General features: G+C 52.8%; 17 protein-coding genes, 1 tRNA gene and 5 pseudogenes. 16 read left to right on the top strand and 7 right to left on the bottom strand.

All coding sequences use genetic code 11. The features are described 5' to 3' along the window. Positions 1 to 179: 179 nt before the first annotated feature. Entirely contained in the window at positions 180 to 3,815 is a 3,636-nt protein-coding gene (gene nifJ / locus L9O85_RS13055; RefSeq protein ID WP_050623376.1) for a pyruvate:ferredoxin (flavodoxin) oxidoreductase, read from the top strand. A 484-nt stretch (positions 3,816 to 4,299) separates the two neighbouring features. Here nifJ and L9O85_RS13050 read toward each other — a convergent pair. Beyond that, positions 4,300 to 4,391, bottom strand: a tRNA-Ser gene (locus L9O85_RS13050). A 267-nt stretch (positions 4,392 to 4,658) separates the two neighbouring features. Here L9O85_RS13050 and L9O85_RS13045 point away from each other — a divergent pair. Further along, positions 4,659 to 5,042, top strand: coding sequence for a helix-turn-helix domain-containing protein (locus L9O85_RS13045; RefSeq protein ID WP_301578858.1), 384 nt, complete (start codon positions 4,659 to 4,661; stop codon positions 5,040 to 5,042). A 554-nt stretch (positions 5,043 to 5,596) separates the two neighbouring features. Here L9O85_RS13045 and L9O85_RS13040 read toward each other — a convergent pair. After that, on the bottom strand, positions 5,597 to 8,521 hold the full coding sequence (locus tag L9O85_RS13040) for a VPA1262 family protein (RefSeq protein ID WP_301578857.1): 2,925 nt from the start codon (positions 8,519 to 8,521) through the stop codon (positions 5,597 to 5,599). Positions 8,522 to 8,784: 263 nt separating this feature from the next. After that, positions 8,785 to 9,111, bottom strand: coding sequence for a winged helix-turn-helix transcriptional regulator (locus L9O85_RS13035; protein ID WP_050623379.1), 327 nt, complete (start codon positions 9,109 to 9,111; stop codon positions 8,785 to 8,787). Positions 9,112 to 9,259: 148 nt separating this feature from the next. Between L9O85_RS13035 and L9O85_RS13030 the strand changes: the two genes are divergently transcribed. The 14 genes and pseudogenes from L9O85_RS13030 (at position 9,260) to L9O85_RS12960 (ending at position 19,632) form a co-directional block, all read left to right on the top strand. After that, entirely contained in the window at positions 9,260 to 9,661 is a 402-nt protein-coding gene (locus L9O85_RS13030; protein ID WP_050623380.1) for a pyridoxamine 5'-phosphate oxidase family protein, read from the top strand. A 63-nt stretch (positions 9,662 to 9,724) separates the two neighbouring features. After that, on the top strand, positions 9,725 to 10,345 hold the full coding sequence (locus L9O85_RS13025) for a 4Fe-4S binding protein (protein ID WP_301578856.1): 621 nt from the start codon (positions 9,725 to 9,727) through the stop codon (positions 10,343 to 10,345). A gap of 4 nt (positions 10,346 to 10,349) precedes the next feature. Then, the gene (locus L9O85_RS13020) at positions 10,350 to 11,120 is read left to right on the top strand and encodes a protein-ADP-ribose hydrolase (RefSeq protein ID WP_301580166.1); all 771 of its coding nucleotides are present in this window, start codon (positions 10,350 to 10,352) and stop codon (positions 11,118 to 11,120) included. Next, positions 11,092 to 11,952, top strand: coding sequence for an SIR2 family NAD-dependent protein deacylase (locus L9O85_RS13015; protein ID WP_276757236.1), 861 nt, complete (start codon positions 11,092 to 11,094; stop codon positions 11,950 to 11,952). The genes L9O85_RS13020 and L9O85_RS13015 overlap by 29 nt, the downstream gene beginning before the upstream one ends. Before the next feature lie 562 nt (positions 11,953 to 12,514). Further along, the gene (locus L9O85_RS13005) at positions 12,515 to 12,727 is read left to right on the top strand and encodes a helix-turn-helix domain-containing protein (protein ID WP_050623383.1); all 213 of its coding nucleotides are present in this window, start codon (positions 12,515 to 12,517) and stop codon (positions 12,725 to 12,727) included. Positions 12,728 to 13,384: 657 nt separating this feature from the next. Next, a pseudogene (locus tag L9O85_RS13000) lies at positions 13,385 to 13,782 on the top strand (plasmid mobilization protein). After that, positions 13,754 to 15,366: pseudogene (locus tag L9O85_RS12995) on the top strand (relaxase/mobilization nuclease domain-containing protein). Before L9O85_RS13000 ends, L9O85_RS12995 begins: the two co-directional pseudogenes overlap by 29 nt. Then, positions 15,356 to 15,513, top strand: a pseudogene (locus tag L9O85_RS12990) (cysteine-rich VLP protein); the annotation flags it as partial. The pseudogenes L9O85_RS12995 and L9O85_RS12990, both read left to right, overlap by 11 nt. Before the next feature lie 105 nt (positions 15,514 to 15,618). Further along, positions 15,619 to 15,842 (top strand): annotated as a pseudogene (locus tag L9O85_RS12985) (hypothetical protein); the annotation flags it as partial. A 109-nt stretch (positions 15,843 to 15,951) separates the two neighbouring features. Continuing rightward, a pseudogene (locus tag L9O85_RS12980) lies at positions 15,952 to 16,691 on the top strand (phage replisome organizer N-terminal domain-containing protein). Beyond that, positions 16,688 to 17,521, top strand: coding sequence for an ATP-binding protein (locus L9O85_RS12975; protein WP_050623386.1), 834 nt, complete (start codon positions 16,688 to 16,690; stop codon positions 17,519 to 17,521). Before L9O85_RS12980 ends, L9O85_RS12975 begins: the two are co-directional and overlap by 4 nt. Before the next feature lie 15 nt (positions 17,522 to 17,536). Next, positions 17,537 to 17,731, top strand: coding sequence for an excisionase (locus tag L9O85_RS12970; protein ID WP_108980508.1), 195 nt, complete (start codon positions 17,537 to 17,539; stop codon positions 17,729 to 17,731). Positions 17,732 to 17,816: 85 nt separating this feature from the next. Then, complete coding sequence (locus L9O85_RS12965) at positions 17,817 to 18,992, top strand: site-specific integrase (protein ID WP_301578852.1); 1,176 nt, start codon at positions 17,817 to 17,819, stop codon at positions 18,990 to 18,992. 175 nt (positions 18,993 to 19,167) lie between these two features. Then, positions 19,168 to 19,632 (top strand): low molecular weight protein-tyrosine-phosphatase, encoded by a 465-nt coding sequence (locus L9O85_RS12960; RefSeq protein ID WP_050623389.1) that lies wholly within the window; start codon positions 19,168 to 19,170, stop codon positions 19,630 to 19,632. A gap of 94 nt (positions 19,633 to 19,726) precedes the next feature. Here L9O85_RS12960 and L9O85_RS12955 read toward each other — a convergent pair whose 3' ends face one another. The 4 genes from L9O85_RS12955 to L9O85_RS12940 form a co-directional block, all read right to left on the bottom strand. Beyond that, entirely contained in the window at positions 19,727 to 19,882 is a 156-nt protein-coding gene (locus L9O85_RS12955) for a rubredoxin (RefSeq protein ID WP_077138703.1), read from the bottom strand. Between the two features lie 714 nt (positions 19,883 to 20,596). Further along, on the bottom strand, positions 20,597 to 20,812 hold the full coding sequence (locus L9O85_RS12950) for a helix-turn-helix transcriptional regulator (RefSeq protein ID WP_050623391.1): 216 nt from the start codon (positions 20,810 to 20,812) through the stop codon (positions 20,597 to 20,599). Further along, positions 20,809 to 21,981, bottom strand: coding sequence for an AIPR family protein (locus L9O85_RS12945; protein ID WP_050623392.1), 1,173 nt, complete (start codon positions 21,979 to 21,981; stop codon positions 20,809 to 20,811). Before L9O85_RS12945 ends, L9O85_RS12950 begins: the two co-directional genes overlap by 4 nt. Before the next feature lie 2 nt (positions 21,982 to 21,983). Continuing rightward, the gene (locus L9O85_RS12940; protein WP_301578849.1) at positions 21,984 to 22,292 is read right to left on the bottom strand and encodes a hypothetical protein; all 309 of its coding nucleotides are present in this window, start codon (positions 22,290 to 22,292) and stop codon (positions 21,984 to 21,986) included. Positions 22,293 to 22,402 lie beyond the last annotated feature (110 nt).

The following is a 22,402-nucleotide window of genomic DNA, read 5'->3' as shown; positions in this document are numbered from 1 at the left end:
AAAACAGGGAGGGGCGGGATCGCTGTGCCCGGACGCCTGACCGCGGGGAGCTGACCGCCATCCCGACCCGAGGCAGGCGGCCCGCCGGGCCGGCGGGAGGAGACATACATCCCACAGGAGAACAGGGACCGGGGCGGGATGGCCGGGCCCAGAAAATTGGAAGAAAGCAGGGATTCTCTATGGCTAGAAAATTCAAGACCATGGACGGCAACAACGCGGCGGCCTATGTCAGCTACGCGTTTACCGAGGTAGCCGGTATCTACCCCATCACGCCGTCCAGCCCCATGGCCGACTATGTGGACCAGTGGGCGGCCCAGGGCCAGAAAAACATCTTCGGCACCACCGTCAAGGTCATCGAAATGCAGTCTGAGGCCGGTGCCGCCGGCACTGTCCACGGCTCTCTGGCGGCGGGCGCTCTGACCACCACCTACACCGCATCCCAGGGCCTGCTGCTGATGATCCCCAACATGTACAAGATCGCCGGCGAGCTGCTGCCTGGTGTCTTCCACGTGTCTGCCCGTACCGTGGCCGCCCAGAGCCTGAACATCTTCGGCGACCACTCTGACGTGATGGCCTGCCGCCAGACCGGCTTTGCCATGCTGGCCGAATCCAATGTGCAGGAGGTCATGGACCTGGGCGCCGTGGCCCACCTGGCTGCCATCAAGGGCCGCGTCCCCTTCATCAACTTCTTCGACGGCTTCCGCACTTCCCACGAGATCCAGAAGGTGGCCATCTGGGACTACAAGGACCTGGCCGAGATGGTGGACATGGACGCCGTGGAGGCGTTCCGCAAGCGCGCCCTGAACCCCGAGCGGCCCACCATGCGCGGTTCCCACGAGAACGGCGACATCTTCTTCCAGCACCGCGAGGCCTGCAACACCTACTATGACGCCCTCCCCGCCATCGTGGAGGAGTATATGGGCAAGGTCAACGCCAAGCTGGGCACCAACTACCAGCTGTTCAACTACTACGGCGCCCCTGACGCTGACCGGGTCATCATCGCCATGGGCTCCATCTGCGACGTGGCCGAGGAGGTCATCGACTACCTCAACGCCCACGGCGAGAAGGTGGGCCTGATCAAGGTGCGCCTGTACCGCCCCTTCCGGGCCGACAAGCTCATCGCTGCCATCCCCGCCACCGCAAAGAAGATCGCCGTGCTGGACCGGACCAAGGAGCCCGGCGCCCTGGGCGATCCCCTGTACCTGGATGTGGTCACCGCGCTGACCAATGCGGGCATTACCGACAAGACCGTTGTGGGCGGCCGGTACGGCCTGGGTTCCAAGGACACCCCGCCCCGCAGCGTGTTTGCTGTCTATGAGGAGCTGGCCAAGGCCGAGCCCAAGCGCCAGTTCACCATCGGCATCGTGGACGATGTGACCAACCTCTCCCTGCCGGAGAGCAAGTCCGCCAACACCGCCGCCGAGGGCACCATCGAGTGCAAGTTCTGGGGCCTGGGCGGCGACGGCACTGTGGGTGCCAACAAGAACTCCATCAAGATCATCGGCGACCACACCGATAAGTATGTGCAGGCGTACTTCCAGTATGACTCCAAGAAGACCGGCGGCGTGACCATCAGCCACCTGCGCTTCGGCGACAAGCCCATCAAGAGCTCCTACTATATCAATAAGGCTGACTTCGTGGCCTGCCACAACCCCTCCTATATCCTCAAGGGCTTCCCCATGGTCCGGGACGTGAAGCCCGGCGGCGTGTTCCTCATCAACTGCCAGTGGTCCGATGAGGAGCTGGACAAGCACATGCCCGCCGTGGCCAAGCGCTACATCGCGGAAAATGACATCCAGGTCTACACCATCGACGCGATCGACCTGGCAGCCAAGATCGGCATGGGCAAGCGCACCAACACCATTCTCCAGTCCGCTTTCTTCTCCCTGGCCAACGTGATGCCCCAGACCGAGGCCATCCAGTATATGAAGGACGCGGCCACCCACTCCTACCTGAAGAAGGGCCAGGACGTGGTGGATATGAACCACAAGGCCATCGACGCCGGTGCCACTGCCTTCAAGAAGTTCACGGTGCCTGCCTCCTGGAAGGATGCTCAGGATGCACCCAAGGAGAGTGTCCTGTCCGGCCCTGCCAAGCTGGTGAAGATGGTGGAGAACATCCTGGAGCCCGTGGACCGCATGGACGGCGACAGCCTGCCTGTCTCCGCTTTTGTAGACCACGCAGACGGCACCTTCGAGCAGGGCGCCTCCGCCTATGAGAAGCGGGGCGTGGCTGTCAGCGTGCCTGAGTGGGACTCCAGCAAGTGCATCCAGTGCAACCAGTGCGCCTACGTGTGCCCCCACGCCACCATCCGTCCCTATGCCCTGACCGAGGAGGAGGCCAAGAACGCCCCCGATGCGGCCAAGATCGTGGATGTGAAGGCGGGCAAGGGCAAGGGCGTGTACAAGTTTGCCATGGCGGTCAGCCCCCTGGACTGCATGGGCTGCTCCGTCTGCGCCAACATCTGCCCCACCAACGCCCTGACCATGGTCTCCCAGGAGAGCCAGGCCGCTCAGCAGGAGGTCTTTGACTACATGGTGGCCAGCGTCTCCGTGAAGGAGGATATGGCCGACCTGACCGTCAAGGGCAGCCAGTTCCGCACTCCGCTGCTGGAGTTCTCCGGCTCCTGCGCCGGCTGCGCCGAGACCGCCTATGCCCGTCTCATCACCCAGCTGTTCGGAGACCGGATGTATATCTCCAACGCCACCGGCTGCTCCTCCATCTGGGGCGGTCCGGCTGCCACCTCTCCCTACACCGTCAACGCCGAGGGCAAGGGTCCCGCCTGGGCCAACTCCCTGTTTGAGGACAACGCCGAGCACGGTCTGGGCCTGTATCTGGGACAGAAGGCCATCCGCAACCGGCTGGCTGCCAAGACCGAGGCCCTGATCGCGGTGGACTGGGCCCGTCCTGAGCTGAAGGAGGCCGCCCAGAAGTGGCTGGACACTATGGAGGACGGCCAGGCCAACCAGGAGGCTGCCAAGGCCTATGTGGCGGCTCTGGAGGCCGGCCTGTGCACGGTGGACGAGCTGCTGGCCAGTGACAAGGCCGAGATCCAGGCCTTCGGCAAGGAGCTGCAGGCCAAGGGCGAGACGCTGTGTCAGTGCGAGGCATGCAAGCTGGTCAAGGAGATCCTGGACGAGAAGGAGTACCTGAACAAGAAGTCCGTGTGGATCTTCGGCGGCGACGGCTGGGCCTACGACATCGGCTTCGGCGGCGTGGACCACGTGCTGGCCTCCGGCGAGGATGTGAACATCTTCGTCTTTGATACCGAGGTGTACTCCAACACCGGCGGACAGGCCTCCAAGGCCTCCAACATCGGCCAGGTGGCTCAGTTTGCCGCGGCCGGCAAGACAGTGGCGAAGAAGAGCCTGGCGGAGATCGCCATGACCTACGGCTACGTCTATGTGGCCCAGGTGGCTATGGGCGCCAACATGAACCAGACCCTGAAGGCTATCCAGGAGGCCGAGGCCTACCACGGCCCGTCCCTCATCATCGGCTACGCCCCCTGTGAGATGCACTCCATCAAGGGCGGCATGGCCAACTGCCAGTCCGAGATGAAGAAGGCCGTGGAGTGCGGCTACTGGAATATGTTCCGCTTTAACCCCGCCCTGAAGGCGGAGGGCAAGAATCCCTTCACTCTGGACTCCAAGGCGCCCGCAGGCGGCTATCAGGAGTTCCTGATGAACGAGGCCCGTTACTCCAGCCTGACCCGCTCCTTCCCCGAGCGCGCCAAGGAACTCTTCGCTCAGAACGAGGAGGAGGCCAAAGCCCGCTACGAGAAGCTCCAGCGCATGGTCAAGATGTACGAGGTGTAAGGGTAAGATCCCTCACCCGCGAAAAATGAGAAGACCGCACGCCGCCCCACGGGGGCGGCGTGCGGTCATTTATCAGGCCCCGCCCCCGCCGGGCGGCCCTGACCGCAACCCAATGTAAGTGGCTGAGGTTGGGAGAGGAGGAACAAGGGATCATGAGGTGTCGTCTTTTTTGCTGCAGAAATAAAAAGACGCGGCCGCAAAGGGGACTTTGCGCCCACATAGACGGCAGCTGCGAAAAAGGTGCAGTAGCTGTAAGTCTGCACCAAAAACAAAATCACAACCCAGCATAAGCGGTTGTGATTTGGAGCGAGGAGCAGCAGGATGAGTGCGCGATGAGTGGCGCGTAAATTCCCGACCGCAGGCCGGGAATTGTGCAGGAGCGGCTTTGCCGCCCCCAAGCATTCAAATGCCGAAGGGGGGAAGCCGCACTCTGGGCGGCGGGCCCCAAAAAGAAGGGCATGACCTATGGTCATGCCCTTCTTTTTGGCGGAGGTGAAGAGATTCGAACTCTTGCGCCGGCGAAGCCGACCTACCGGATTTCGAATCCGGACCCTTCAACCACTTGGGTACACCTCCACAGAACACAGACCGGTCCCGGTCTGTCGCCCAGACGAAAGAAGCTGCAGGCCGACGGAGGGGCCTCTGTTTCAGATACACGCCAAACGATCCGGGCGGAAGATTCGCTTATTAAAGATACCAAAAAAGCAGAGAGAAATCAAGAGGGGAGGGGAAAGAAATAAAAATTGTTCCTTCTCAGCCTCCGTGGGATTGACACGATGTGGGAAAATAAGGTATGCTAAAACAACAGAACAGACTAGAAACGAGGGACAGGAGGGGCTGCGGATGGAGATGCAGGATATGCTGGCTGACCGGCTCAAGCAGAAGCGGGCGCTCTCTCACGCATCCCTGGAGGAATATTCGAAGGAGCTGGGGATCAGCAAGAGCGCGCTGCAAAAATACGAGGCCGGGACCGGAAATCCTACCCTAGCCACGGTGCAGACCATAGCGGACCACCTCCACGAGAGCCCGGCCCAGCTGCTGGGGATGTACAGCGAAGAAGAGATGGAGGCTGCGGGCCTGATGTTCCGGACCCTGGAGTGGTCCATGGGGCTTTCGGAGGGCAGCCGCAGGGAGCTGGCGGTGCTGTTCCGGGAACTGAGCCGTTTCCTGAGCGGCGAGCTGGGAGGGGCTCCCGGGACCCCGAAAGAGCGAAAGGAAGAGCGATGACCTCTGGGTGACGCTCCCCTGCCACGGCAGGACCTGAACGGAAACCGAAAAAATTGGTGAACTGCTATCCCTCAATTTTTACCAGGTCATAGCTGGATTTACTGCCGTCACCTCGACTGGAGGAGCTGCGGCACGATACAGCAGGCAGCTCCATTATAGATGAGAGGGGGGCTGCTTCGCGGCCCCCCTTGATGATTTCAACGTCAGGCCTGGTCATACCATCAATGGAGTGATTTTGACAGTTTCAAGGAGTTTTGAATCAATGGTAAGAGTGCTTTTTGTCTGCCACGGCAGTATCCTGAAGAAAAGTCCCGAAAAAGCCTGATGTACCAATGATTATGCGGCTCGAAAAGGTGCTTACTGCACCACGACTACACCATTTTTGAAAGAGCCTTGGATGACACTAAAATTTAGCAACCGTGAAACAGATGGCGTGACAATTTAAAAACCAAGCAATGCAATTAGGTTTGGTACATTTAAAAATGAAACCGGTTCCATCTTTGAGAAAACTCAGACGGAGCCGGTTTTGTATTTTTTTTGACTGTTTCCTGTAATTATGAACCCGTCAAGTTCGTACCTGACTCCTCATTCGCAATATTAGGTAAACGTGTTCTCCATTCTTTGAGCCATTTTAGAGTTTTTTCGGCTCCAGGATGGAGCTGGGCATATTTAGCAAGCAGGAACAGCTGCCACTTTGCTCGTATATAAGCGTAATGCCACTTATCGTATGCATAGTTTTTCAGTTCCGGCTCCGCTGCCCGTTCAAAGGTTCTCCAATCCACAAGTTTCCCTAATATCTGTTTTTCTACCTCACCCCCGTATAACTGCTCGGCGCTGGTCAGATACAGATCAACGGCCGTTTTCAGATTTCTTTCGTATTTGGAATCAATTAAGTACTTTTGAATACCCTCCACGGCTTTTTGAAGCACAGCGTCCCGGATGGTTGAGTCTTCAATATATCGGGAAAGATCCAGTTGTAAACTGCACTGTGAGCATTGTTCATTGTCGTACAACCAAAACAACGCCGTGTTCCGTTCTTGCTCCGAACAGTGCAAAAGATCGGCTGCCAGGAGCGATAACAATTGTTGGTATAACTGCTCCCATTGCTCCCTCGCATCGGCGTCCAAGGTATGTTTCGTACGTGTAAAGAAAGTAATTTGACTTAAAAAATAGGCGGTCTGTAACGATCTTTTTTGCGGAGTTAGTTGCGCCAAAGTGTCCAAAACCTGCTTGTTGGACAGTTTTCCATCTCTGAATAGGGAAAACATCCATTGCGCACACAAGAGTTGGGTATACAATAGTTTTGACTTCGAAGCAGACAGGAAAAGCCGTTCTGACCAGGGATAAAACGACATGTGAGCCGCCAAAATATCGAACATCAGCGGTGATCTACTGTTATCCAATAGCAAAAGGAACGCCGCAGGATCCAACTTTAACATTAGGCGATAGCTTCCATGAAACCACCCGTTTTCCCGATACCAAATATGTCCTGCCTGATCGAATAGAATATCAAAACCTGCTCTGCTTACTGTTGCCCGATCATGAAGCAAGGCCCATAACGTGTATTCCGGCGCGTTGATGCCTCTTTGGTCATGCACCATACGCCGCTCTTTTTCTTCGGCAAAATCAGAAAACCACATTAGAAACTCATCTGCAGCTCCATCTATATTTTTTAAGGTTTCTGCAACATCTTCAATTGACCATCGAAACACATTCGAGCATAGCTCTCCCAAGACTCGGCAAACGCCCTCTTTATCCTGTCCCCAATGATTCCATACTTCCGTAACCGCTACAGACAGGTTCTCCTTTGGAATCGTGTTTCTGCCATTCTCACAATATTCTGTCCCCAGCCACTCTTTCAAAGGTGATGGAGATAACTTCTTTTTATCTTGGGCCGTCGGTTTCACTGTAGAATCATACAGAACATCACAAATAATGCGCTCTTTTGGCGGTTTCTTTTCTTGGAGCTTAGCATCAAACATCTGAGTCAAATATTCGCATACTTCCAGAGCTACCTCATGCTCCAGCGGTGCAATGACAAAGGGGTAGTTCTGTCCCATCTTGTTCAAAGAATTGCTCAACAGAAATCCGTCAATATGTTGGTCATTATGGAACCGCAGCAAATACCGATCATGAAACACCGGTTTGTTCCCTCGCCTCAAATTGCGCACTGACAGCCGGCCATGGAGCAATTTTGCATTGCTAAACAGGAATTTTTCATACTCTTTGCAAATATCGGATGCTTTCCCTGTATCCGGGTCAGTCATCCCAAGGCAGGTAATAATGTCAAGCTGCAGATTCGTGCGTGGTATTCTAGTCAATAATTTTTCTGCAGCTGAGACTGAAAAATATGGATCTGCAAGAATGACTCTGTCCACAGTACTATCCGCCAGATACTTACGTATTTTTAGAAAACTATCAATTTCTCCATCTTTTCCTGTATTCGGAATAAACGCTCCCAAACAACGTGTTTTCCGATAATCGGTTAAAAGCCTCCTTCCTGTTTCCAATGAGGTGTCAATTTCTGTGTGAAAGCTGCTTTTAACTGAAATCGTACGATCGGTTGTAACCCGATCAACTTTTTCTATTTTTTCTTCGATCTCTCTTTTTCGGTTGGAGGCTGACTGAAGTAATTTCTTTGTCCAAGCATCTCTGACATGATACGAAGACGAGTCAAAATTCATCTCCAGATTTACTCCAAGCATCATTGATAAATCTCGGGCGAAAAGCAACTCTCCGGTTTCACCATCCCATATCTGTACTACTACCCTGCTCATAGATTCCTTGGCCGTGAACTCCACAGAACTCTCCTCCGCAGGCAGCAGTTTTGTCTGATTGATCAGCCACCACTTACGATGTTCTGCAGCGCAATTTACCACCAATTCTCGGGAAAACACCTCTGTTTTTTGAATCGTTACTTTCTTTAATTCCAACTCCTTATGTGTCAAGATCTTAAAACCTGTGCCCAATGGAGCTGACTGATAGTGTTCGAAGTTTCCGAAGCGATGCCCCTGCGAAGAAAAATCAATGCCGCATTCCTCTTGGCACCACTGTATTAAGTCCTGGACATCTCGGTACAGTTCCTTACCATCTGTCCCAAATGAATGGAGGATTTCCTGAAATAGTGCTTCCTTTTGCACATTCCACAATTCCTTCAGATATGTGTATTCCACAACCGGACCATGCTGCCTTGAATGCGTATCATTGACCAGTACCATGGGCCTGATAACTAATTGGGGAGATTTCATCGTTATCTTCGCCATAGACAGAGTGCTTTCCTGTGTGAGGCTTTTCTCAAAGATTTCCGCTTCATGAAAAGGTAAAATGGCTGTAAGAACACTTTGGTGTTTTTTTGATATCTCTCTCTGCTTCCATGTCAAAAAAGGCTGGTTTGTTGGGGAACTGAATCCGTAAAGAAGAACTTCCCCCCCAACAGTAGAAAACAAAAGTAATTTAATAAAGCGATTTTCTCCTTGCATTTTTTCATCTCCGTTCTCTTTCGGATAGCCATGTACAATACTTTCTTTCTACGACATTATAACATAGATCTCCATGACACCCATTACTACATCCTCCCTTCCAGAAACGAAATTCACCATTTTTTGAGAGCCTTGCTATGACAATCCCAATATGGCAGATTTAAGAGAAGCGGAAATATCTTTCTAATGTAAAATGTTCCCGCTGGCGCTAACAGACAAAAAGATGCCGGGGCAGCCTTGGAAAAGGTTGCCCCGGTATCTTTTCACATATTTTGTGCTTTATAGTTTTCGCCCCATGTCCACATGGCGTCCAGAATGGGCTTCAGACTTTTTCCCAAGGCTGTCAGGCTGTACTCCACCCGCGGCGGAACTTCGGCATATACTTTGCGGCTAACCAGCCCTTTTTCTTCCATATCCCGCAGCTGGGCGGTGAGAACTTTCTGGGAAACGCTGCCGATGGACTTTTTGAGTTCTCCGAACCGCTTTGTTCCCGGCATGAGGTCGCGCAGGATCAGGACTTTCCATTTATCACCAATCAGCATAAGCGTTGTTTCTACCGGACAGGCAGGTAATTCTTTCACTTGCTGCATAGTAGCACTCCTTTCCAATAGTTTCTTTTTAGTAACTATAGCACAATAAAGTGCTTACTTTACAATAGATACTTACGGAATTATTATAATTTCGCAAGATAAAAATTGCAATCCCCAAAACCCAAATTCCAATCAGGAGGTATTTATGATGAATGACGTCGTAAAGTTTTTGCAGGAAAATCCCGTTCAGTATCTGGCCACGGTTGGCCGTGATGGTAAGGCCAAGTGCCGCCCCTTCATGTTTTCCGGCGAGATGGATGGCAAGCTATGGTTTTGCACCAACAACCAGAAGGACGTCTACAAGGATATGCAGGCCAACCCTAACATCGAGATTTCTGTTTCCAGCCCGGCTTATGCGTGGATTCGTCTGAACGGCGAGGCCGTTTTCGAGAATAATATGGCCGCCAAGGAGATGTGCATCCGGAACCCCATCGTCAAGGGGCAGTACGGCGAGGCCACCAACCCCGTCTTTGAAGTGTTTTATTTGAAAGATGTCCATGCAGTAATCGCTGACTTTTCCGGCAATCCGCCCAAGGAGTACGATCTGTAAGTATCGTGCACACGGTTCCCCCGGATAAATCTAGGGGAACCTCTTGATTTTGAGAGGCTTCTTATGCAGACAAAAGAGTATCTGGAATACATTGTGGATCATATCCACTCTGCCGTTTTTGCCACCGTGGACAGCCAAGGGCGGCCCGTCACCTGTGCCATCGACCTCATGGACTATGATGAAAACAGCCTCTACTTTCTGACAGCAAAGGGCAAGAACTTTTATGACCGGCTGAAAGCTAACGAAAATATTGCCTTCACCGCCATGAAGGGAGAAGATACCCTTTCCTGCGTGGCGGTGTCCGTACAGGGCAAGGCAAAGGAGATCGGGCCGGACAGGCTGCCCGACTTGTTCCGTAAAAATCCCTATATGGAGAAGATTTATCCTGATGTGCGCTCCCACAGCGCGCTCACAGTATTCAAAATTTACGAGGGAACCGGAGAATGGTTTGACCTCTCCAAACTTCCTATTGAACGGGCCAGCTTCTTTTTCGGCGGAGCACAGGCAAAAGAAACCGGCTATTTTGTGACGGACAAATGTATTGGCTGCAAGCTGTGTTATTCCAAATGTCCGCAGAAGTGTATCGACATTTCAAGAAAGCCTGTGGTTATTCGGCAAGAACACTGTCTGTATTGCGGAAATTGCTTTGAAATATGCCCTGCAAGGGCGATTGAACGGAGATAAGATGATGACGCAGGACGAGCGATTGATTTTTCTGCTCCGCGATCTGCTGGCAGAACGAAAAGAATATGAAGATATCCCGGTGCCGGATTCTCTCTCGGAAAAGCGGCGGCTTTTGCGCAGCCTGATGAATGTGCGTCCGCCCGTCCCGGTCCGTGAGGATTTCTTGCGGGTGCAGGACGCTTACCTTGTGGATCGTCTCGCGGAGCGGGGCGTGACAAGGCTGAAAGACCTGACGCCGGTGCGTCCCGGCTTATATCTCTGGCAGGGAGATATCACTACGCTGGCGGTGGATGCCATCGTCAACGCGGCCAACAGCCAGATGCTGGGCTGCTTCGTTCCTTGTCACGGCTGCATCGACAACGCTATCCACACCTATGCAGGGGTGCAGCTCCGCTTGGAGTGTGCCCGCCTCATGACCGGACAGGAGGAAGAACCTACCGGCAACGCAAAAATCACAAAAGCTTACAACCTGCCCTGCCGCTATATACTGCATACCGTCGGTCCGATAATTAGTGAAGCCGTCACACAGGCAGACCGGGAACTGCTGGCCAGCTGCTACCGCACCTGTTTGGAGCTGGCGGCGGAAACTGGGCTTGGCAGCATAGCGTTCTGCTGTATCTCTACCGGTGAATTCCATTTTCCCAATGAACTGGCCGCAGAAATAGCCATACAAACGGTGGGAGAATTGCAACGGCAAACCCCAGACAAAATCAAGGTGATCTTCAATGTTTTCAAGAACAGAGACTATGAAATCTACAAGCGCCTGCTGCGATAATATCGCACGGCTCAAACAGGAATTGGACACGGCGGATGCGGTGGTGATCGGGGCCGGTTCCGGGCTTTCCACTTCCGCGGGGTTTACCTATACCGGCGAACGCTTTCAGAAATATTTCGGGGACTTTATTGCGAAGTATGGCTTCCGCGATATGTATTCAGGCGGCTTCTATCCCTTTGACAGCCTGGAAGAACATTGGGCGTATTGGAGCAGGTATATCTATATCAATCGCTATTTGGACGCCCCGAAGCCAGTTTATCAGGAGCTTTTGAAACTGGTGCAAGGAAAGGACTATTTTGTGCTGACCACCAATGTGGATCATTGTTTCCAGAAGGCAGGATTTGACAAGCAGCGGTTGTTCTATACCCAGGGCGACTACGGCCTGTGGCAGTGTTCCAGGCCCTGCCACCAAAAGACCTATGATAACGAAACCATTGTCAAAAAGATGGTGGCCGAACAAAAGGATCGAAAAATCTCCAGCGAACTGATACCCTGCTGTCCAGTCTGCGGCGCACCCATGTCCATGAATCTGCGGGCGGATGATACCTTTGTGGAGGATGAAGGCTGGCACACCGCCGCCCGGCGGTATGAGGACTTTCTCCACCGCCATGAGGGACAGCATATTCTCTTTCTGGAATTGGGCGTAGGCGGCAATACACCGGTCATCATCAAATATCCGTTTTGGAGAATGACCTATCAAAACGCCAAGGCAACTTACGCATGTATCAATTTGATGGAGGCATACTGCCCGAAAGAAATTCAAAAGCAAGCAATTTGCATCGGTGGAGACATAGAAAATATTTTACACCAATTATTTCCACACAGGAAATAGCAAAGCCAGCCGAGCCAGTCAACGGTCAAGATGAACGGGCTGCGCCCGCCGTTGACAGCCCCGCCCGCCTTGGCTGGTAGGCAATCAAGGGGCGACAGCAAGGTATGCTGCCGCCCCGCACTCTTATTCAGAGAGGGGGGAATTTACATGACCGAGATTGAAGCCTATCAAGAGTATATCCGGTGCAGGCACAACGCCTTTTGTAAAGCAGTTATTCGGTATGCCGCCATCGGGAAAATCATACGGCTGCGGCAGAAATAGGAACGGGAAATTTCCCTTGACTATCTGACAAATGTGAAGTTTCTCCAATTTGCCGAGCCGGAGCCGGACGAGGAATCCCCCTTTACCGTCTGCGGCCAAACCATCCTATTGAGCAACGCCGCCCTTGCCGACGCAATCTCTGCTTTGCCGGAGCAGACACGGGAAGAAATCCTGCGCTATTACTTTCTGCGCCAGCCGCAGCGCGTGATCGGCGCGTGTATTGGCCGGTCATGCAGCACAGCGGGGCGGCATATCCAGACTGCCTTGTAGAAACTGCGGGAGAAAATGGAGAGGTGCCGCCATGAGTAAACTTCTCCCCTATGAAACCATTGTCAAAGCCTGTGAGGGCGACCCGGAAGCCGTGAACGCCGTTCTGCTCCACTACGCCGGATATATCCGCTATTTCTCCAAGGTGAACGGACAGGTCAATGCCGAGGTTGAGGACTATGTGAAACAACGGTTAATTGACTGTCAATTCAAGTTCCGGCTTGACGAACCGCCGGACAAGCCATAAAAACTGAATACCAGCCGCCACCAGCGCGGCCAGCGAAAGCAGTAAGTCTTGAAAAAGATTTACTGCTTTTTTGTTGTCTGGCTCCGCTTCCAGCCATTTTGACCCCTGCCGGTTGTAGTAGTAAGTGAGGGGGGAATTTTTCTGCCCTGGTGTTTGGCATTTGGAGCATTTACCCGTAGTAGAGAGCAAAGAGAAAGGCTTTCTCCAGCACCGGGTAGAAACCACTGCGCCCGGTGTCATTTTAGCGAAGGCGGGCAGGAATACCCTTTGCAGGATTAGTAGTAGCAGAAAAGGAGAAATAGATTGCAAAAGCGGCTCCCGATGAACGAGTAGTAGGCAAAGGGAAATTTGAAAAAAGCATTTATATAAGCCGGGAAAAAGTGGCGAACGGAAGTGAGGGGAAGTTTGCAGTCACGGAGAGCAAGTTTCTACCACGGTGCCAAAATCCGCAATTCTGCGGTTTTGCCCCTCGCGGGAAACTTGTTGGGGAGTGCCTTCCCCAAACCCTGCTTATCGTCCTCGCGGACTGCATATCATTTACTTCCGCGCCAGCGCGAAAGTTCATTCATTCCGTCGCTCGTCCTCTCCCCACGCAACCCGCTTCGCTGGGCTTGCGCGGGGACCCCATGAGCGCCGCCCACGAAAGGAGGTCACACTATGCGAAAGAAATACAACACACCCCACCGCAGCCGCGTTGTGAAAACCCGGCTGTCCGAAGAAGAATACGCCGACTTCACAGCGCGGCTTGCGCCTTATGGTATCAGCCAGTCCGAATTTCTCCGGCAGGCAATACGGCGGGCGACCATACGCCCCGTTGTCCATGTGTCGGCGGTCAATACGAACTTCTTTCCGCTGTCGGGAAGCTGACAGCCGAGTACGGCAGGATCGGTGGCAGCCTCAATCAGATTGCCCGGTATCTGAACGAGTACGGCGTACCCTACCATGCGCTGTCCGGCGAGATACGCGCCACCATAGCCGACCTTGCCGCCCACAAGTATGAAGTCCTCAAGAAAGTAGGTGACGTGGTTGGCAACACTCAAGCATTTAGGCTCTAAGAACGCCGATTACGGAGCCGCCGAAGCCTATCTGACCTTTGAGCATGACGAGTTTACCATGAAGCCCACCCTTGACGAACAGGGGCGGCTGATCCCCCGCAAGGATTACCGGGTGTCCACGCTGAACTGCGGCGACGAAGATTTTGCCGTTGCCTATATGCGCTCCAATCTCCGCTACAGGAAGAACCAGCGGCGGGAAGATGTGAAAAGCCATCACTACATCATCAGCTTTGACCCACGGGACGCGGCACACAACGGCTTGACCGCAGACCGGGCGCAGGCGTTGGGCGAGAAGTTTTGCGCCGAGCATTTCCCCGGACACCAAGCCCTGATATGTACCACCTGGACGGACATAACCACAGCGGCAACATTCATGTGTATATCGTCATCAACAGCCTTCGGGTTGAGGAAGTCCCGTTCCTACCCTACATGGACAGGCCAGCCGACACGAAAGCCGGGTGCAAGCACCGCTGTACCGATGCTGCCTTGCGCTACTTCAAATCCGAAGTCATGGAGATGTGCCACTGGGAGGGGATTTACCAAATTGACCTCTTGAACGGCAGCAAGAACCGCGTCACAGAAAGAGAGTATTGGGCGCAGAAAAAGGGACAGGCCGTGCTGGACAAACAGAACGCCCCCATGTTTGCGGAGGGTATCACACCCCGGCAGACCAAGTTTGAAACGAACAAGGAAAAGCTGCGGCGGACCATACGCAAAGCCCTTTTCACCGCTGCCAGCTTTGACGAGTTTTCCTCTCTGCTGCTGCGGGAGTGCGTGACCGTCAAGGAGAGCCGGGGGCGGCTTTCCTACCTCACGCCGGACAGGACAAAGCCCATTACCGCCCGGAAGCTGGGCGACGATTTTGACCGCGCCACCGTTCTTACGCTTTTGAAACAGAACGCCGCCAGAGCAGCCGAAACGCCCACCATCCCGCGCACCATAAAAGACCGTTTGCAGGCCGCCAGAGCCGAGATAGCCGCCCCCAAACAGGACGGTGTGCAGCGGCTTGTGGACATAGCCGCCAAGAGAGCCGAGGGCAAGGGAAAAGGCTACGAGCATTGGGCAAAGATACACAATCTGAAACAGGCGGCAAAGACACTGAATGTGTATCAAGAATACGGATTTACTTCCCCGGAGCAGCTGGAAGCGGCCATAGACACCGCCTATGCGGAAATGTGGCAGACTAGCGGCGAACTGAAAACGCTGGAAACCAAGCTGCAAGGGAAAAAGGAGCTGCAGCGGCAGGTGTTGGTCTACGCCCAGACCAAGCCCGCCGGCGACGGGGTGAAAGCGCAGAAATCCCCCAAAGCCCGCGACGCATACCGGCAGGCACATGAGAGCGATTTTATCATAGCCGAAGCCGCCGCCCGGTATTTCCGGGAGCATGGCATTACCAAACTGCCCGCCCGGAAAGCGTTGCAGGCCGAGATCGAGCAGCTTATTTCCCCAAAAGACAGCCTTTACAACGGCTACCGGGAACAGAAACGGCGGTTCAAGGAGTTGCAGACGGTCAAACGGAACATCGACCAAATCCTGCGCCGGGAGGAACCGAACCGCAGAAAGGAGCAGAACCATGAGCGATAACCCGCCCCGCATGGACTACCGCCAGCACCGGCGGGCGCGGCGGCTGGTACATGAGTGCTGTAACTACGACGATGGGAACTGCCTGCTATTGGACGACGGGGAGCCTTGCGTGTGTGTTCAGAGCATTTCCTATTCCTGCTAAAATGGGGTCCCCACAAAGTCATTGACTTTGTGGGGAGAGGAGGAGCAGCGGAATGAGTGAGCTTTCCCGCCAGCAGGGAAGCGAGGGATATGGAGCTTGCGACGACGAGGTTCCGTGTGGCTGTCCTGCCCCTTGACGGGGAGCTGTCCGCAGCATTCTTGTACCGGGGAAGCCGGAAACGGTGCGCGGTCTGCGGGGCGGCTTTGCCCCCAAATCCAACCGGGGAAAGTACTGTCCCGACTGCGCCGCCAAAGTACGCCGCCGCAAGGAAGCCGAGCGACAGCGCAAACGCTACCAACTTTCTACGCATTTAAGGGTTTTCAAACCCTTGTAAATCAAGGCTTTTTACCTACCCTCAATAGTGGCTTGATACATTTCTTTTTCCCTCAGAAACGGTGTTCTATATGCGTACAAACGCCCTAAATCCACCCAAAGGAGGAACCATGTCAGATAACCGAAAATATTACTACCTGAAGCTGAAAGAGAATTACTTTGACGAGGACGCTATCGTGCTGCTGGAGAGTATGCAGGACGGCGTACTCTACTCCAACATTCTCTTGAAGCTGTACTTAAAGTCGCTGAAAAATGGCGGGAAGCTGCAGCTTGATGAAAATATCCCTTACACCGCGCAGATGATTGCCACCATTACCCGCCAGCAAGTCGGCACCGTAGAACGGGCCTTGCAGATCTTTATGAAACTGGGGGTTGTGGAGCCGCTGCAAAACGGCGCACTGTATATGAGCAACATTGAACTGATGATCGGCCAGTCCTCTACCGAGGGGGAGCGGAAACGGCGGGCAAGTCTGACTTTGCAGGAGCAAAAGGCCTTGCCAAAGGCCGGGGCGGACAAATGTCCACCATATCAAGCGGACATTTGTCCACCAGAGTTAGAGATAGAAAAAGAGAGAGCACAAGAGTTAGATACGGGACAACCCGCCCGCGCCGCCTATGGCCGGTATGGAAATGTCTTTTTGACCCAATCGGAACTGGACGGGCCGAAAGCTGATCTGCCCGGCAAATGGGACTACTACATTGACCGGCTATCCTGTCATATCGCGTCCAGCGGCAGGAAGTATCACAGCCATGCCGCCACGATTTACAAATGGGCGCAGGAGGACGCCACCAAGAAACCCTCGAAAAGGGCATACCCGACTACTCATGCAAGGAGGGCGAGAGTTTATGAAGAACGAAATCAACGCTGTTTTGGAAAATATGAAGGCCACCACACCGGAGCGGTCGGACTACACCAGCGAGGACGGTTTGCTGCACTGCGGCAAGTGCCACAAACCAAAAGAAGCCTACTTCCCGGAGGGCAAGGCATTGTTTGGGCTTGACCGCCACCCGGCAGAGTGCGACTGCCAGAGAGCCGCCCGTGAGGAGCGGGAAGCCGCCGAACAGCGGCGCAGGCACCTTGACACCGTGGAGGAACTGAAACGCTGGGGCTTTACCGACCCCACCATACGGGACTGGACTTTTGAAAACGACAACGGCAGGAACCCGCAGACCGAACTTGCCCGCCGGTATGTGGAGCATCGGGAGGATATGCGAACCGACAATATCGGCTGCCTGTTCTGGGGCGGTGTGGGAACCGGCAAAAGCTACCTTGCGGGCTGTATCGCAAACGCCCTCATGGAGAAAGAAATCCCTGTCCACATGACGAACTTTGCCCTTATCCTCAATGACCTTGCCGCTAGTTTTGAGGGGCACAACGAGTACATTTCCCGTCTTTGCCGCTATCCGCTGCTGATCCTTGACGACTTCGGCATGGAGCGCGGCACCGAGTACGGGCTGGAACAGGTTTTCAATGTGATAGACAGCCGTTACCGCAGCGGTAAGCCGCTGATCGTCACGACCAACCTCACGCTGGACGACCTGCGGAATCCGGAGGACACCGCCCATTCCCGGATTTATGACCGGTTACTTTCTATGTGTGTTCCGGTACGCTTTACCAGCGATAACTTCCGGCAGGAAGCCGCACAAGCTAAGCTGGAACGGCTGAAAAAGCTAATGTGATAAGGAGGCGGTACGATGAAAGAAGTTCCCATCTGGGAAAAGAGCAATTTGAGTTTGGAGGAAGCTGCCGCCTACTCCAGCATAGGGATTAACAAGCTGCGCGATCTCACGAATGAAAAGGACTGTCGGTTTGTACTATGGGTAGGGAATAAGCGCCTGATCAAGCGCCGCCTGTTTGACCAATTCATCGAGCAGATGTATTCCATCTGAAATTTGTGGTGTGAAAGACTGCCTGAATATGGTACAATCAAAGTGTCATACCAAGGCTCTTTCCATTACGGAAAGGAGTTTGACAATGTCCGAAAAGCGCAAAGACCATAAGGGAAGAATCCTGCGGACAGGAGAGAGCCGGAGAAAAGACCTGATTTATCAATACCGCTATACGGATATCCGGGGAAAGCGCCAGACGGTTTATTCCTCTGATTTAAGGGAACTGCAGGAAAAAGAGAAAGAAATCCAGAAGCAGCTTGACGCGGGAATCGACTATGCCGCCGGAAAAATCACCGTCATAGAACTGGTAGAGCGGTATAGCGGCCTAAAGCAGGGCGTCCGCTACAACACGAAGGTTGGATACAATTTTGTGCGGAATCTGATTCGGCAAGAAGATTTTGGATACCGCCCGATCCGGGATATCAAAGTATCCGATGCCCAACAGTGGATCATGAAGCTGCACGGCGACGGAAAGGGAGACAGCACCATCACCAGCGTGCGGGGCGTTGTCAAACTGGCATTTCAAATGGCCTGCAACGAGGATATCATCCGAAAAAATCCCTTCGACTTCAAGTTGGTGGAGGTCGTTCCCAATGACTCGCAGAAGCGAATCACCATGACCCAGGAGCAGCAGGAAATCTGGATGGGTTTTATTCGGGGTGACAAGACCTACCGCAAGTATTACGATGAGTTTGTAGTCCTGCTGGAAACCGGGATGCGGGTGAGCGAGTTCTGCGGCCTGACCAAAAGCGATCTGGATTTTGAGAACCGTCGTATCCGGGTGGATCACCAGCTCGTCCGGGAGCGGGGCAGCAAGTACTATGTGGAGAAAACAAAAACCGAATGTGGCTGTCGTTTTATTCCCATGACGGATACGGTGTACCAGAGCCTTAAAAATATCCTGGCTCGTCGCAAGACACTCAAAGCAGAGATGATCGTCGACGGATACACCGGATTTTTGCTGCTGGATAAGGACGACAAGCCCAAGGTGGCACTGCACATCGAAAATGAGATGCGCTGGGCCATGAAGAAGTATCGCAAGCTGTACCCGGACAAGCCCCTGCCGCACATTACTCCCCATGTGTTCCGTCATACCTTTTGCAGCAACATGGCCAATGCGGGTATGGATATCAAGAACTTGCAGTATGTGATGGGCCACTCCGATGTGGGGGTGACACTGAATGTCTACACCCACGCCAGCTTTGACCGGGCAGCCGAACAGATGGCAAAAATCCTTGCGTTCCCCGCTGTGACAGCTTGAAAAATCAGGTCAAATCCGCAGTTGGTACTACACCAATTACTACACCATTTGCCAATGAAATTGCGTAGATTTACGCAGATTTGCGTGGGCAGCATGGCAACCACAACGAAAAGAAAAAGCGCCGAAAAGCCAGTCATATCAATGGTTTGCAGGCTTATGAAGGGATATATAAGAGATGACCAAAATACTATTTGTTTGCCACGGCAATATATGCAGGTCGCCCATGGCGGAGTTCATGCTGAAGGACCTGGTCAAAAAACGCGGGATGGAGAGGGACTTTCTGATCGCCTCCTCTGCCACCAGCGCGGAGGAGATCGGCAACCCCGTCCATCCAGGCACGGCGAGCCGGCTGGCCCGGGAGGGCATCTCCACAGCGGGGAAATATGCCGTGCAGCTGAAGCGGACCGACTATGACCGTTACGACTATTTTCTGGGCATGGATCAATGGAACGTCCGCAATATGAAGCGGATCTTGGGGGGAGATCCGGAGAACAAGGTGCACCTGCTGCTGGACTTTACCGGGCGGCCGGGGGAGGAGATCGCAGACCCCTGGTACACGGGAGACTTTGAACGCACCTATGCAGATATCCTGGAGGGGTGCACCGGCTTCCTCCGACAGCTGGAGGGGCAGGGGACATAGACTGCAGCGGAGGACGGCCGTCCCCCGCGCCATATTAGAAGAAAAGAGAAAGATGGCGGCCCCGGATTTCCGAGGCCGTCATCTTTCTCAGGTATTACGCCTTTTCAAACTCACTCTTGCCCAGACCACACACGGGGCAGACCCAGTCGGAGGGGACATCCTCCCAGGGCGTGCCGGGAGCCACGCCGTTGTCGGGGCCTCCCACGGCAGGGTCATATTCATAGCCGCAGGGGCAAACATATTGATCCATCATGACCGCTCCTTTCTCAGGGACAGAGGATCAGCCAAAGTAGCACTTCAGCAGGCCCTCGAACGCCTTGCTGCGGCGGGCCTCGTCCCGGGCCGTCTATCCTCGCCGGATCAGCAGGCCGTTTTGCGTCCTATGGAAATGCAGTAATTGCAAGACTTTTGCCTCCGTCTCCATTCTAAATAACAAACAGCCAACGCCCAAAGCAGGCGTTTTCGGGAAAGTGCTGACTTTCTATCCACTTTTGGGAGACATATCATGGATAAACTGGATGATGCAGGTGTTTAGTCACTAGCAAATAAGCATTGGATGTTCCAATACACCATCGCGGTGGATGGCCCAAAGAAGGATGTCCGCAAGAGAAATAACAAGTTCGGCAATCCTACGAAGACAGAGACGGAGGCAATTAGAGCCAGAAACAAATGCTGCTCATATTCCAGATGGGGGCCAAAGACAATATCGAAACGGCAAAGTCGGCATACAAGGTATTCTCGTCTAATGGAAAGCACTTTTTGGTCAAGTATGCTCCCTATGCTCTGCATTTTATGGAATATTTGGGCTCGGCGTTGGCTTGGAGGTATTCTTTCAAAAGAAGAAGTCGGTTGCAAATGTAGTAATTTCCGTAGTTGGGTATAGATTTTACCTCCTTGTGCGGGGTTCTTATAATTATAACATGCCGACAGAAAAAAGGGGTGGTAAACACCCCTTTGATCAGTTTTACACTTTTTCGAGATCAATGATCTTTCTGATATCGCTAATCTCCAATGCGGTGGCAATCTTACCTAAGTGTTCAAAATTGATAACAGTTCGAGTGCCTCTCACAATATCGCTTATTGTTGATTCCCGTACTCCCGCCATCTCGGCGAGTTTTTTCTGTGTTATACCTTCCTCTTCAAGAAGTTCTTTAACACGAAGTTTGACACGGTAGCTCATACCAGACTAATTCCCTCCATGCTCGAAAGTACCATGTAAGCATAATTCCAAAGGCTGGGGTCTTTTCCAAAAACAGTAGGCTTATCGCCCAAAGAGCCAGCCAAATCCATAACACTTCTTGTGAGTCCGACTTTGTGCTTGTTCCAAACAGCGATGGGATCTTTGCCGTCCATCCACTTATACTTGCCTGAGGTGATATCATACTCGAGAAGAACTCTGAATGCCGCCAGAATGGGATAGAGAAGACCATCGGGAATTTTGTAGTAAATATCACTCATACAGAATTTACTCTTGCCGACGGGGCTGCCCTCTTTGTAGCCAGAATAGGACTTTCGACCGTACATACGACCATTCTCGTTATAAGCTACAGCAAACTCAGTTTCGATGGCATCGTAAAGATCAAACAGATCGGGAATGACATTCACAAATTTTCTGTAGTGCTCGGGGTCGTCCAAATACTCATTCAGCATGGCCTGTTTGCCAGAGTATGCTTTGGTAGGATGCTCCGCACTGTTATACTTATCGATGTTGAACATACAAATGATAGAAACGATATCGCGCGCGTCGATCATTTTCAGAGCCTTTTTGGTATCGGTGTCTTTTGTGATCTGATTCTGCTTAAAGGAAATTCTATTAAAGAAGGGAAGTCCCTCGAGGCCTTCCTTGATGGGATCGAACTTCTCTCTCAGTTCTGCCATAGACTTTGCATCGACTGCGATAGAAGTATTACGAGCTTCAGCCAGATCGGCAATCATTGCTTCGACGCCAGTCATTACTTCAAACTGAACATACTGTTCCAGGACTTTATCCTTGTTCTCAAGAAGGATCTTGTAGGTATGTCCGCCATCAATGTTGCCATGGCAGCTTTCATCCTCGAAATCAATGGTTACTTCCTGCAAGCGGTTATCATAACGCACTCTCTTTGCGGAGAGAATGATGCCTCTGTTCTTCAGGTGGAACTGGCCGTCATTACTCAGCAGAGACTCTGTGATTGCATTTGCCACAGTAGAGTTGAGTTTCTGATCGCGGGGGTTTGTGGACATGGGAATACCCTCGGGGACATCGCAGGTCTTGGCATAGAAAATGTACTTTCTCGGAGTTTCGTTGCCAAGAGGATCATCAAACTTCCTAAAATTGTTGTCGCTTACCTTAATTGTCTTTCTAATCATAATTACCTCTTTCTGAAGACCAGGCTTCGAATTATGTGTACGAATGCATTTGCATATCGCAATATCAGAATAACGAAATATCGATATTTTGTCAAGGGGGTAAAATTAAAAAGTTTGGAAGGAAGGCGGTAAAAGGCTTTGTAGAGGTTGCCATAGACCTTCTTGAAGCCAGTAATATCGAAGTGATTGGAGAGGACAGAAGCCCAGTGGATGATGTAAGTCCCTGCGGTCAGTTCCTCAACCTCACGCACCAAAATTTCAGCCTTGATAGTGTCGCGGATGTCGTTGGTCTTGGCTTGAGCTTCTTCCATGGGGGCTTCCACCTTGGAAACCAGTTTGTTCTTGCAAGTTGTTCAAAAGAAGTGAAAATTTCTCATAAGTTATCAGTTTTGCTTTATTTTTCGATATTAGGAGAAAAACC

This window comes from Lawsonibacter asaccharolyticus (assembly GCF_022453915.1).
Lineage (GTDB): Bacteria > Bacillota > Clostridia > Oscillospirales > Oscillospiraceae > Lawsonibacter > Lawsonibacter asaccharolyticus.
The sequence above is the reverse complement of the archived record's forward strand: the minus strand, read 5'-3'. Positions and strand labels throughout refer to the sequence as shown.